The organism is Isoptericola jiangsuensis, assembly GCF_002563715.1.
In the GTDB taxonomy this organism is placed as follows: domain Bacteria; phylum Actinomycetota; class Actinomycetes; order Actinomycetales; family Cellulomonadaceae; genus Isoptericola; species Isoptericola jiangsuensis.
In genome coordinates, this window is record NZ_PDJJ01000001.1 from 630,562 (window position 1) to 642,630 (window position 12,069).

The 12,069-nt window shown below is 74.6% G+C and carries 11 protein-coding genes and 1 tRNA gene; 9 read left to right on the forward strand and 3 right to left on the reverse strand.

Features of this window, described 5'->3' with window-relative positions:
• Positions 1 to 43 precede the first annotated feature (43 nt).
• Positions 44 to 2,815 (forward strand): type I DNA topoisomerase, encoded by a 2,772-nt coding sequence (gene topA / locus ATJ88_RS02910; RefSeq protein ID WP_098462533.1) that lies wholly within the window; start codon positions 44 to 46, stop codon positions 2,813 to 2,815.
• A gap of 41 nt (positions 2,816 to 2,856) precedes the next feature.
• On the opposite strand, the gene ATJ88_RS02915 is transcribed toward topA, so the two are convergent.
• Positions 2,857 to 3,084 carry a hypothetical protein gene (locus ATJ88_RS02915; RefSeq protein WP_098462534.1) on the reverse strand — a complete coding sequence of 76 codons (228 nt, stop codon included), beginning with the start codon at positions 3,082 to 3,084 and terminating at the stop codon, positions 2,857 to 2,859.
• Positions 3,085 to 3,164: 80 nt separating this feature from the next.
• On the opposite strand from ATJ88_RS02915, the gene ATJ88_RS02920 reads away from it, so the two are divergent.
• The 3 genes from ATJ88_RS02920 to ATJ88_RS02930 are packed head-to-tail and all read left to right on the forward strand — an operon-like array spanning position 3,165 to position 5,786.
• Positions 3,165 to 3,626: a MarR family winged helix-turn-helix transcriptional regulator gene (locus ATJ88_RS02920; protein ID WP_098462535.1), complete on the forward strand. Its 462-nt coding sequence runs from the start codon at positions 3,165 to 3,167 to the stop codon at positions 3,624 to 3,626.
• 10 nt (positions 3,627 to 3,636) lie between these two features.
• Entirely contained in the window at positions 3,637 to 4,707 is a 1,071-nt protein-coding gene (locus tag ATJ88_RS02925) for a Gfo/Idh/MocA family protein (protein WP_098465079.1), read from the forward strand.
• A complete protein-coding gene (locus ATJ88_RS02930) occupies positions 4,704 to 5,786 on the forward strand; it encodes an aromatic acid exporter family protein (RefSeq protein ID WP_141538598.1) in 1,083 nt (360 codons plus the stop codon). Before ATJ88_RS02925 ends, ATJ88_RS02930 begins: the two co-directional genes overlap by 4 nt.
• Here the strand turns inward: ATJ88_RS02930 and ATJ88_RS02935 are convergent.
• Complete coding sequence (locus ATJ88_RS02935; RefSeq protein ID WP_098462537.1) at positions 5,761 to 6,159, reverse strand: pyridoxamine 5'-phosphate oxidase family protein; 399 nt, start codon at positions 6,157 to 6,159, stop codon at positions 5,761 to 5,763. The genes ATJ88_RS02930 and ATJ88_RS02935 overlap by 26 nt on opposite strands.
• Before the next feature lie 196 nt (positions 6,160 to 6,355).
• Between ATJ88_RS02935 and tmk the strand changes: the two genes are divergently transcribed.
• From tmk to ATJ88_RS02955, 4 genes are all read left to right on the forward strand, one after another.
• Complete coding sequence (tmk, locus tag ATJ88_RS02940; protein ID WP_098462538.1) at positions 6,356 to 7,129, forward strand: dTMP kinase; 774 nt, start codon at positions 6,356 to 6,358, stop codon at positions 7,127 to 7,129.
• Positions 7,126 to 8,277 carry a DNA polymerase III subunit delta' gene (locus tag ATJ88_RS02945; protein ID WP_098462539.1) on the forward strand — a complete coding sequence of 384 codons (1,152 nt, stop codon included), beginning with the start codon at positions 7,126 to 7,128 and terminating at the stop codon, positions 8,275 to 8,277. The genes tmk and ATJ88_RS02945 overlap by 4 nt, the downstream gene beginning before the upstream one ends.
• A gap of 76 nt (positions 8,278 to 8,353) precedes the next feature.
• Complete coding sequence (locus tag ATJ88_RS02950) at positions 8,354 to 9,928, forward strand: alpha/beta hydrolase (protein ID WP_245852092.1); 1,575 nt, start codon at positions 8,354 to 8,356, stop codon at positions 9,926 to 9,928.
• A 152-nt stretch (positions 9,929 to 10,080) separates the two neighbouring features.
• Positions 10,081 to 10,153, forward strand: a tRNA-Thr gene (locus ATJ88_RS02955).
• A gap of 77 nt (positions 10,154 to 10,230) precedes the next feature.
• Here the strand turns inward: ATJ88_RS02955 and ATJ88_RS02960 are convergent.
• Positions 10,231 to 11,304, reverse strand: coding sequence for an FUSC family protein (locus tag ATJ88_RS02960; protein ID WP_098462540.1), 1,074 nt, complete (start codon positions 11,302 to 11,304; stop codon positions 10,231 to 10,233).
• A gap of 130 nt (positions 11,305 to 11,434) precedes the next feature.
• Here ATJ88_RS02960 and ATJ88_RS02965 point away from each other — a divergent pair, with 130 nt between their 5' ends.
• Positions 11,435 to 12,055 (forward strand): cation efflux transmembrane domain-containing protein, encoded by a 621-nt coding sequence (locus ATJ88_RS02965; RefSeq protein ID WP_098462541.1) that lies wholly within the window; start codon positions 11,435 to 11,437, stop codon positions 12,053 to 12,055.
• The last annotated feature ends 14 nt before the right edge of the window (positions 12,056 to 12,069 follow it).

Below are 12,069 nucleotides of genomic sequence, written 5' to 3' on the forward strand. Positions count from 1 at the left end.
TGACCGTCGCACCGGCGGCCACCCCCATCGAAAGCAGGAACGGATGCCCCAGGCTCGCAAGCTCGTGATCGTCGAGTCGCCCACCAAGGCTCGCAAGATCCAGGGCTACCTCGGTGACGACTACGTCGTCGAGGCCAGCGTGGGCCACATCCGCGACCTCCCCCAGCCGTCCGACCTGCCCGCGGACATGAAGAAGGGGTCGTTCGGCAAGTTCGCCGTCGACGTCGACAACGGGTTCGAGCCGTACTACGAGGTCTACGCGGACAAGAAGGCCAAGGTCCGCGAGCTCAAGAGCCTGCTCAAGGACGCCGACGAGCTCTTCCTCGCCACCGACGAGGACCGCGAGGGCGAGGCCATCGCGTGGCACCTCATCGAGGCGCTCAAGCCCAAGGTGCCGGTGCGCCGCATGGTGTTCCACGAGATCACCCGCGAGGCCATCGGCCGGGCGCTGCAGAACACCCGCGAGCTCGACACGGACCTGGTCGACGCCCAGGAGACCCGCCGCATCCTCGACCGCCTCTACGGCTACGAGGTGTCCCCGGTGCTGTGGCGCAAGGTCCGCCAGGGCCTGTCCGCCGGGCGCGTGCAGTCCGTCGCGACCCGCCTCGTGGTGGAGCGCGAGCGGGAGCGCATGGCGTTCGTCGCCGCGGACTACTGGGACGTCACCGGGTCGTTCGCGCCGACCGGCGGCGACGACGCGGGCCAGCTCTTCCCCGCGCGCCTCACCAGTCTGGGCGGGGAGCGCGTCGCGTCGGGCCGTGACTTCGACGACCTCGGCCGCCTCAAGGTCCGCACCGGCGTGGTGCACCTCGACGAGGCGGCGGCCACGGCCGTCGTCGCGGGCCTGGACGACGCGGACTTCACGGTCCGCTCGCTGGAGACCAAGCCGTACTCGCGCAAGCCGGCCGCGCCGTTCACGACGTCGACGCTCCAGCAGGAGGCGTCGCGCAAGCTGCGCATGGCGTCGCGGCAGACGATGCGCACCGCGCAGGCGCTGTACGAGAACGGCTACATCACGTACATGCGTACCGACTCCCCGGCGCTGTCCGCCGAGGCGACGGACGCGGCCCGCCGCCAGGCGGCGGAGCTGTACGGCCCCGAGTACGTGCCGGGCGCGCCGCGGCTGTACGCCTCCAAGGCGAAGGGCGCCCAGGAGGCGCACGAGGCCATCCGTCCCGCGGGCGACTCGTTCCGTACGCCCGCGCAGGTCGCCCGCGAGCTGAGCGGCGACCAGTTCAAGCTGTACGAGCTCATCTGGAAGCGCACCGTCGCCTCGCAGATGGCGGACGCCAAGGGCTCGACGGCGTCCGTCCGCCTCGCCGCGCCGCTGGGTGCGGGCGCGGGGGAGCGCGCCGGCACCGACGCCGTGTTCTCGGCGTCGGGCACCGTCATCACGTTCCGCGGGTTCCTCGCGGCCTACGAGGAGTCGCGCGACGTCGAGACGCCCGACGGCGAGGGCGCCGCGTCCTCGGGCCCGAAGGAGTCCCGCCTGCCGCGCATGGCGGAGGGCGACGTGCTCGCCGGCACCGACCTCACGGCCGACGGGCACAGCACCAGCCCGCCCGCCCGGTACACCGAGGCCTCGCTGGTCAAGGCGCTGGAGGAGCTCGGCATCGGGCGACCGTCGACGTACGCGGCGACGATCTCCACCATCCAGGACCGCGGCTACGTGCGCACCAAGGGTCAGGCGATGGTGCCCACCTGGCTGGCGTTCGCCGTGACCAAGCTCCTGGAGGAGCACTTCACCTGGCTGGTCGACTACGACTTCACCGCCGAGATGGAGGCCGACCTCGACGAGATCGCGGCCGGCGACCGCGAGCGGGTCGCGTGGTTGACGCGGTTCTACTTCGGCGACGGGTCGGGCGAGACGTCCGGCTGGGGTCTGCGCGACCTCGTCACGGACCTGGGCGAGATCGACCCGGTGTCGGTGAACTCCGTCGAGATCGGCGAGGGTCTGCGGGTCCGCGTCGGCCGCTACGGCCCGTACCTGGAGGACCTCGCCGCCGAGCCCGACGCCGAGGGCAAGGCGCCGCGCGCGTCCGTGCCGGAGGACGTCGCGCCCGACGAGCTGACCGTCGCCAGGGCGCGCGAGCTGTTCGCCGCGGGCGCCGACGACGGTCGCGTGCTCGGCACCGACCCGGTGTCCGGCAACGAGATCGTCGCGCGGAACGGCCGCTACGGCCCGTACGTCACCGAGGTCCTCGACCTGCCCCCGATCGACACCAGCCTGTCGGCCGCCGCGCAGAAGAAGGCCAAGGCCGCGCAGCCGAAGCCGCGCACCGGCTCCCTGTTCAAGACGATGACGCTGGAGTCCGTCACCCTGGACGACGCGCTCAAGCTGCTGTCCCTGCCGCGCGTGGTCGGCACCGACCCGGAGTCCGGGGACGAGATCACCGCGCAGAACGGTCGCTACGGCCCGTACCTGAAGAAGGGCACGGACTCCCGCACGATCGCGAGCGAGGAGCAGCTGCTCACGATCACGCTCGACGAGGCGCTGAAGATCTACGCCGAGCCGAAGCGTCGCGGGGCGCGCGCCGCCACGCCGCCGCTGCGGGAGCTGGGCGACGACCCGACGTCGGGCAAGCCGATCGTCGTCAAGGACGGTCGGTTCGGGCCGTACGTCACCGACGGCGAGACGAACCGCACGCTGCCGCGGGACCTCACGCCGGAGTCGATCACCGCGGAGCGCGCGATCGAGCTGCTCGCCGAGAAGCGCGCGCAGGGCCCGAAGAAGCGGACCACGCGGTCGACCACCGCGAAGAAGGCGCCCGCGAAGAAGGCGCCGGCCAAGAAGCCTGCCGCGAAGAAGTCCTGACCGGGCGTCCGGGCCGGCGCGGGAGCGCCGGTCCGGTGAGGTCAGGGCTGCGGGTCGGCGGGGCGCTCGACGACGTAGGTGTGGCCGTCGGGCCGGGTCACGACCTGGAGCGTGCTGCGCAGCGCGGCCTCGCGGGCGAGGTCCTCGGGGCGCGGCGGCCTCGGGGGTGTGCGCCGGATGGACGCGGGGCCGAAGAACGGCAGGAACGTCTCGGTGAGGCGCATGCCCCAGGTGCGGTCGTCGTCCGGGCGACGGCGGAACAGGCCCATCGTGACAGCTCCTCGTTCTCCAACGGTTTGCTTGGTGCACCAATGATTGGTGGCCCAACCATATCCTCTACGCTGTCGGCATGACCACCGACCTGGGACCGGACCCGCTCGCGCTCGAGGCGCAGGTCTGCTTCGCGCTGTCCGCCGCCGCGCGGTCCGTCGTGGCGCTCTACCGGCCCGTGCTCGAACCCCTCGGCCTCACCCACCCCCAGTACCTCGTGCTGCTCGGCCTGTGGGACGACGCCCGCGCCGGGCGCACCACCACCGTCACCGGGCTGGCCGCCCGCCTCCACCTCGACCCCGGCACGCTGTCGCCGCTGCTCAAGCGCCTCGAGCAGCAGGGCCGGGTCGACCGCCGCCGCTCCGCCGCCGACGCCCGCGTCGTCGAGGTGCACCTCACCGCCGACGGTGCGGCGCTGCGGACCGAGGCGCTGGAGGTCCCCGCCCGCGTGGTGGCGGCCTCCGGTCTCGACTTCGCCGAGCTCGTGCGCGTGCGCGAGGCCGCCGACGCCGTCATCGCCGCCACGCAGGGTGCCCGGTAGCGTGGCGGCCATGACCGACACCGCCGCCCTCGACCCGGCCACCTACGCACCGCGCCTCACCGCCGCCGACCTCGCCGGCGACGTCCCCGACCTCCTGGCGGCCCCGCCCGTGCGGTGGGGCGTGCTGGGCGCGGGCAACATCGCCGCGTCGTTCTCCGACGGCGTCCGCGACCGCACGGCCGCACAGGTCACCGCCGTGGGCTCCCGCTCGGTGGAGAAGGCCCAGGAGTTCGCCGACGCCCACGCGCCCGGCGCGCACGTGCACGGCAGCTACGAGGCGCTCGTCGCGGACGACGACGTCGACGTCGTGTACGTCGCGACGCCGCACTCGCACCACCTGGAGCACGCGCTCCTCGCGATCGCGGCGGGCAAGCACGTGCTCGTGGAGAAGCCGATCACCCGGTCGGTGGCCGAGGCCCGGGTGCTGCTCGACGCCGCGCGCGACGCCGGGGTGTTCTGCATGGAGGCCGTCTGGACCCGGTTCCTGCCGCACGTCGCGGCGCTGCGTGCCGCGATCGCGCGCGGTGAGATCGGCGAGGTCCGCACCGTCATCGCCGACTTCGACGTGCTCTTCCCGTACGACCCCACCCACCGGCTGTTCGCGCCCGAGCTCGCCGGCGGCGCCCTGCTCGACCTCGGCATCTACCCGATCACGCTGGCGCACGACCTGCTGGGCGCGCCGGAGTCGTTCGTCGCCCGCGGCACGCTGGCCCCGACCGGGGTGGACGACCACGTCGGCATGATCCTCGGGTACCCCGGTGGTGCGCAGGCCCTGCTGCACACGTCGTCGACGGCGCGGGGGGACGCGGGCGCCCGGATCATCGGCACGCGCGGCCGCATCGAGATCCCGCGCGGGTTCTTCACGCCCACGTCGTTCGAGGTGCTGCACGACGACGGCACGTCGTGGACGTACACCTCGCCGGCGGGCGAGGGCAAGGCGTACGAGGCGGCCGAGGTCGCGCGGTGCGTCGCGGCGGGGCTCACGCAGAGCCCGCGCATGCCGTGGTCGGACACCCTGGAGGTACTGGGGATCCTCGACGAGGCCCGTGCCCAGCTCGGCGTGGTGTACCCGGGCGAGTGACGACTCCCGGGACCCGCCCGACGCCCGTGCGGCGGTTCGCCGAGCTGTGGGCACGTCACCCGCGCTGGGCGCTCGCCCTCAAGGCGGCCGTGTCCGCGGCGATCGCCTGGGCCGTGGCCTACGCCCTGCCGGGCCCGTGGTCCGACTACGCCTACTACGGGCCGCTGGGCGCCGTGGTGGCGTCCGGCAGCACGGTGGTCCGGTCCGCGGGCGCCGCGGTGGGGGCGGTGGGCGCGATCCTCGTCGGGGCCCTGCTGGGCCGGCTCGTCGACTTCGCGCTCCCGCCGGGCGTGCTCGCCGTCGCGGCCGCCGTGGGGGTGGGCACCCTGCTCGCGGGGTGGAAGCGCTGGGGCGGCCTGGGGGACTGGGTGGTCAACGCCGCCCTGTTCACGCTCGTCCTGGGCAGCAACGACGTCCTCGGCTACACCGGGGCGTTCCCTGCGCTGGTGGCGATGGGCGCCCTCGTGGCCACGGGGGTCAACCTGATCGCGCCGCCGCTCCTGGTGGGGCCGTCGCGCGCCGAGCTCGACCGGCTGCGCGACATCCTGGCCGACCAGCTCGACGAGCTGGCCGACGGCCTGCGCGCCGACCAGCTCCCCGACGAGGACCAGTGGCAGGAGCGCTGGCACGAGATCCGCCCCGTGCTGCGCCGGGCCACGGCCGCCGTCGACCAGAGCCGCGAGTCGTCCCGCGTGAACACGCGGGCGCGTCGGCACGCCGCCGCGCTGGAACGGGTGCTGCTGCGCGCGTCGTCGTTGCAGATCGCCGCCGAGATGGTCGACGACATGGCCCGGCACGTCATGACGTGGGAACGGGCCGGCCGCGACGACGTGGCGTTCGGCCCGGCCGTCCGGCCCGCGGTGGCCGACGCCTTCGAGCGCACCGCGGCGGGCCTGCGCGCGGAGCCCGACGGGGCGGAGGTGGCGGCGGACGACGTGCGGGACGCCGCGCAGACGGTCCGGGCGGCGGTGCGCGCGGCGCGCAGCGACGACGGCGACGACTACTTCGCAGCAGGCACGGTCGTGCTCGCCCTCGAGCGCACCGCCCGGGCGATCAGCGCGTCAGCCGCCGCCCGGTGACGTGCGTCGGCGTGATCCGCACCCACACGTTCTTGCCGTCCTGGACGAACGGGACCACACCGGAGGACTCGGCGTCGGCGACGTCGGCGTCGGACTCGATGATCTCCGCGACGCCCTTGACGACGACGCTCGTGGCGGTGGCGTCGTCCCACGCGTCGGTCTCGAACGCGACCCGGTTGTTGACGACCATCTCGACCAGCTTCGTGCCGGGCTTCGTCAGGAAGTAGAGCGTGCGGGCGGCGGTGCCGAACGACACGGGGAAGATCTCCGGGTCACCGCCGACGGCGGTCGCGAGCCGGCCGACGGAGCCGGCGTCGAGCACCTCCCAGCACTCGTCCTCGGTGAGCGTCGTGGTGGTCGCCTGCTCGGACATGACGTCGGCCTCCCTCGATGGTGGTCCTCCTATCGTCGTCCTCCCGGGGGTCGGGCGCCGCCCCGGCGGGCGAGATGTCTCGAACATCACATCTCGGGGCACCGCACGACGCGGCACGACGTGGGGTCGACGGGCGCCGCCGTCGGGCACGGGCGTCCGGGGGTCGCCTGTGGGACGGCGCGGCTAGGGTGTCCGCGTGAGCAACGGTCCCGGGTTCTTCGTCTCGTTCGAGGGCGGCGACGGCGTCGGCAAGACGACGCACGTCCGCCTGCTCGGCGGGTGGCTCGCCGAGGTGACGGGCCGCGAGGTCGTCACGACCAGGGAGCCCGGCGGCACCGCCCTCGGCGTCGAGCTGCGCCGGCTGGTGCAGCACGGCGAGGACATGGACGCCCGCACGGAGGCCCTGCTGTACGCCGCGGACCGCGCGCACCACGTCGCCTCGCTGGTGCGGCCCGCGCTGGAGCGTGGCGCGATCGTCGTCACGGACCGCTACCTGGACTCGTCGGTGGCGTACCAGGCGGGGGGCCGCGAGCTGTCGGAGGCCGAGGTCGAGGGCATGTCCCTGTGGGCGACCGGTGGCCTGCTGCCCGCCGTGACGGTGCTGCTCGACGTCGACCCGCTGGTGGCGGCCCGGCGTCTCACCGGCGAGCCCGACCGGCTGGAGCGTGCCGGGGACGACTTCCACCGGCGGGCGCGCGACACGTTCCTGCGCCGCGCCGCGGAGGACCCGGTGCGGTGGCTCGTCGTGGACGCGAGCGGGTCGATCGACGACATCCAGGCGCAGGTGCGGGTGGACCTCGCCGCGCGCCTCGACCTCACGCCCGTCGTCGACGAGGCCGTGGCGGTGCGGGACCTCGGCACGATCCGTCCGGACCGCGCCGACGACGAGCCGGTGGACGGCGGTCCGGAGGCCGTCGGCGCGGACGGCGAGGCCGACGGCGTGCCGGGCCCGGTCGGGGACGCCCCGTGAGCGTCTGGGACGACGTCGTCGGGCAGCCGGAGGCCGTCGCCACGCTGCGCCGGGCCGCCACCGAGCCCGCGGCCATGACCCACGCCTGGCTCCTGACGGGTCCGCCCGGCTCGGGCCGCTCGGTCGCGGCGCGGGCGTTCGCCGCCGCGCTCCAGTGCACCGGGACGGACGGCGTCACGGGCGGGTGCGGGCGCTGTCACGCCTGCACGACGACGCTGGCGGGCACGCACCCCGACCTCACCGTCGTCGCGACGGAGAAGGTCGTCATCCAGGTCTCCGAGGTGCGCGACCTCATCGTGGCCGCGGCCCGCACGCCGGCCGCGGGACGGTTCCGCGTCATCCTCGTGGAGGACGCCGACCGCATGGCGGAGCGCACCACCAACGTGCTGCTCAAGGCCGTCGAGGAGCCCGCCGCGCACACCGTGTGGGTGCTGTGCGCGCCGAGCGCCCAGGACGTCCTGCCGACGATCCGGTCCCGGTGCCGCAGCGTGACGCTGCGCGTTCCGCCCGCCCAGGACGTCGCGGACCTGCTGGTGCGACGTGACGGCGTCGACCCCGACCTGGCGCTCCGGGCCGCCCGGGCCGCGCAGTCGCACGTGGGCCTGGCCCGCCGGCTCGCCCGTGACCCGGAGGCGCGGCGGCGCCGGGGCGAGGTCCTGGAGATCGCGCGCCGCATCCGCGGCGTCCCCGACGCGGTCCTGGCCGCCGCGGACCTCGTGGACGTCGCCAAGGCGGAGGCCACGGCCGACACCGCCGAACGGGACGCCGTCGAGAAGGCCGAGCTGCTGCGCGCCCTCGGCGTCGCGGAGGGGGAGACCCTGCCGCCGCGCCTGCGCTCCCAGCTCAAGCAGCTCGAGGACGACCAGAAGCGGCGCGCCACCCGGCGCCAGCGCGACGTCCTCGACCGCGCGATGGTCGACCTGCTGTCCCTGTACCGCGACGTGCTGGTCGTCCAGCTCGGCGCCGAGGTCGACCTGGTCAACGACGAGCACGCCGCCACCGTGCAGGCCGTGGCCCGCGACTCGACGCCCGAGCAGACGGTCCGCCGCATGGACGCCATCGGCGAGGCGCGGGAACGGCTGGAGGGCAACGTCGCCCCGCTGCTCGCGCTGGAGGCGATGGCGGTGGCCCTGCGACCGCAGGGCTGACGCGGGGCGTCCGCGCAGGCCGGGGAGGTTCCGTGAAAGCCGGTCGTCGTGCGAGCGCGCCCGGTAGGTTGTCCGGGTGATCTTCCCCTCCTCCCGTCCGAGCCTGCCCCTGCGACGCGCCCGACGCGGTGCGGCCGCCGCCCTCGTGGTGACGGCCCTGGTCACGCTGGCCGCGTGCGACGCCGACGTCCCCGGCAAGGACGTGACGCCGGTCGACGAGGCGACCTCGCAGGCGCCCACCGGCGCGTCGGGTGCCCCGGCCGGGTTCGAGGACCTCTATGCGCAGGACCTGGAGTGGACGTCCTGCTCGTCGGGGTTCGAGTGCGCGACCGCCACGGCGCCCGTGTCCTGGGACGACCCGGAGGCCGGCACGATCGAGCTGGACCTCAAGCGGACCCGCGCCACCGGCGAGAAGCAGGGGTCGCTGCTCATCAACCCCGGCGGGCCGGGCGGCTCCGGCACGACGTTCGTGGAGTCCGCCGCGACGACGTTCGGCGACCGGCTGCTGGAGGCGTTCGACGTCGTCGGGTTCGACCCCCGCGGCGTGCGCGCCTCCACCGAGGTCGTCTGCTACGACGACGAGGGCAAGGACGAGTACCTCTCGGCGGCGTTCGACGTCGAGACGGACGAGGGCCTGGAGGAGATGCGCCAGGCCGCGGCCGACTGGGCGCAGGCCTGCGCCGAGAACACCGGCGACCTGCTCGGCTCCGTCGACACCCAGAGCGCCGCGAAGGACATGGACATGCTGCGCGCCGTGCTCGGCGACGACCAGCTCAACTACCTGGGCTTCTCGTACGGCACCGACCTGGGCGCCACCTACGCCGGGCTGTTCCCGGACCGCGCCGGCCGCCTCGTGCTCGACGGCGCGATGGACCCCACGCTGGAGGCCGCCGACGTGTCCAAGGGGCAGGCCGTCGGGTTCGAGAACGCCCTGCGCGCCTACGTGGAGGACTGCCAGGCCGGCCAGGAGTGCCCGCTCACCGGCAGCGTCGACGACGGCATGCAGCAGGTCCGCGGCGTCCTCGACCGAGCCCTGGACCGGCCGTACCCGACGAGCGGGGACCGCGTCGTCACCCAGACCCTCGCGTTCTACGGCATCGCCGTCACCCTCTACTCGGAGCAGAGCTGGCCGGTGCTCACGCAGGCACTCGACGAGGCGATCAGCGCGGCCACCGGCGACACCCTGCTGTACCTCGCCGACTTCTACAACGACCGCAACGCCGACGGCAGCTTCAGCACCAACTCCACCGAGGCGTTCAGCGCGATCAACTGCCTGGACTCGCGCTCCAGCGACGACGTCGAGACCATGCGCGCCGAGGCCGCCGCGATCGAGGAGGCCGCTCCCACGGTGGGCACGTTCTTCTCGTACGGCGGGCTCACCTGCGCCGACTGGCCGTACCCCGTCGCGGAGCGCGACTACGACGTCACCGCGCCCGGCGCGCCCCCGATCGTCGTCATCGGCACCACCAACGACCCCGCCACGCCGTACGTGTGGGCGCAGGGCATGGCGGACACCCTCGCCTCGGGCGTCCTCGTCACCTACGATGGCGAGGGACACACCGCCTACGGCCGGTCCAACGACTGCATCGCGGACGCCGTGGAGGACTATCTCGTCGACGGCACCGCCCCCGAGGAGGGCCTCACCTGCTGACCTCCTCGTCGACGGCGTCCGCGGCGGCCGTGCCGCCTTCCGCGGGTGCCGCGACGTGACGGACGCGACGCCCGTCCGGGCCTCGCAGATTTTGGAATCACCGGTGCCCGTCGGGTAGTGTGGGGCCGCCCGCTGATCCAGGTCACGGGCGCGCCGCCTTAGCTCAGTCGGTAGAGCGATTCACTCGTAATGAATAGGTCGCGAGTTCGATTCTCGCAGGCGGCTCCGTCACGAAGGCCCCCGACCACCAGGTCGGGGGCCTTTCGCGTGCCCGGGTGCGGTCGACCCCGAGGCGGCTCCGCTCAGGCGACGGGGGCGTCGGCCGTGGGGGAGCGGGCCGCGAGGTGGCGGGCGAGGAGCTCGACCGCGACGGCGGCGACCAGCCCGACGGCCGCGCCGACGAGGTACTCGACGAGCCGGGCGCGGAGCGCGAGGGCGCCGTCGTCGCCGAGGGCGGCGGCGGCGAGCAGCACGGGCAGCGGTGTGGTGAGGGTCTTGGAGAGCGTCCCGGAGGCGAGCAGCAGCAGCGCCCCGGCGAGCGTGACGGCGACGGCGGTGCCGAGGACGACGGCATCGGGCCACCCGGTGGCGGTGAGCGCGACCGCCAGGACGATCCCGACCGTCGTGGCGAGCACGGTCTGCACGGTGGAGCGGCGGGTGCGGGCGGCGGTGGGGCCGAGGACGCCGACCATGGCGAACACGGCCCAGTACGGGCGGTAGCCGTCGGTGGCGGCGTCGGCCACGAGCAGGAGGGCGGCGGCGAGACCCCCGAGCAGGAGCGGCAGCGCCCAGTCGGTCCACCGGGGGTGCCGGACCATGCGCACGAGCCGGCCGGTGTCGACGTGGAGGGCGTCGGCGGGCAGGTCGAGCCGGGGTGCGCTCAGGAGCCGGGGCACCAGGGCGGTGAGCAGGGCCGCCCAGGCCGCGCCGACGACGGTGCCGCCGGCGACCGCGGGGACGTCGGTGGCGGGGGTGCCGAGCAGGGCGGCGAGGAGCCCGGCGGCCGCGACGGGAAACCAGGCGAGCTGGGCGGGCATGCCGGCGCGCAGCATGGCGCCGTGGACGGTGAACAGGACGAACGCCCACAGGACGTCCCCGCCGGGCGTCGCGGCCAGCAGGGTCCCGCCGATCACGGCGACGGGCGTCGCGACGGCGGCGAGCAGGGGCCAGCGTCCCGTGCTGAGGTCGGGGCCGAGGTCGGCGAACGTCACGAGGAGGGCGGTGAGGGCGGCGGTCGCGCCGAGCGTGGACACCGCGCCGGTCAGGGTCGTCTCCAGCAGGGGCGGCACGACGACCGCGAGGACGAGGCGGGCGGTGAGGTCCCACCGCAGCGCGGCCGTGAGGGAGGGGCGCGAGCGTCCGGTGTCAGTGCCCACGCGGTCACTGTACGGCGGGTCGTCGGGCCCGGCCGGGCGCGTTCCGGCGGCTCGGCGTGGTCCGGGTCCGTCGTGACCGCGGACGGGTGCGGGGCGGTGTCGCGGCCCGCGCCCGTGCCACGATGACCCGGTGACCGGGACCGACGACCTCGCCCGGCGGCTGCGGCGGACGGTGGCCGTCGTCGCCGCGCTGAACTTCGCGTACTTCTTCGTCGAGGTGGGGGTCGCGCTGGCCGCGGGGTCGGTGTCGCTGCTGGCGGACAGCGTGGACTTCCTCGAGGACACGGCCGTGAACGTGCTGATCTTCGTGGCGCTGGGCTGGCCGTTGCGGCGGCGCGCGGTGATGGGCAAGGCGATGAGCGTGATCATCCTGGTGCCGGCGCTGTTCGCCGGGTGGGAGGTGGCGGGCCGGTTCGCGGACCCGACGGCGCCCGCCGTGGTGCCCGTGGTGGTGGCGTCGGTCGGTGCGGTGCTGGTCAACGGCACGGCCGCGTGGCTGCTGGCCCGGGTGCGGCACGGTGGCGGGTCCCTGAGCCGCGCGGCGTTCCTGTCCGCCCGCAACGACGTGCTCGTCAACGTCGCCGTCATCGTGATGGCCCTCGTCACGGCATGGACGGGCTCGGGCTGGCCGGACCTCGTCCTGGGCTGCGGGATCGTCCTGCTCGCGCTGCACGCGGCGTGGGAGGTGTGGGAGGTCAGCGAGGACGAACGGCTGGCGGCCCGGGCGCTGGCGGGCGAGCCGATCGACTGACTCGTCAGGACGGT

Excerpts from the sequence above, each read along its gene's own strand:
- topA (WP_098462533.1), top strand. The coding sequence starts at position 44 with ATGCCCCAGGCTCGCAAGCTCGTGATCGTCGAGTCGCCCACCAAGGCT.
- ATJ88_RS02915 (WP_098462534.1), bottom strand. The coding sequence starts at position 3,084 with ATGGGCCTGTTCCGCCGTCGCCCGGACGACGACCGCACCTGGGGCATG.
- ATJ88_RS02920 (WP_098462535.1), top strand. The coding sequence starts at position 3,165 with ATGACCACCGACCTGGGACCGGACCCGCTCGCGCTCGAGGCGCAGGTC.
- ATJ88_RS02925 (WP_098465079.1), top strand. The coding sequence starts at position 3,637 with ATGACCGACACCGCCGCCCTCGACCCGGCCACCTACGCACCGCGCCTC.
- ATJ88_RS02935 (WP_098462537.1), bottom strand. The coding sequence starts at position 6,159 with ATGTCCGAGCAGGCGACCACCACGACGCTCACCGAGGACGAGTGCTGG.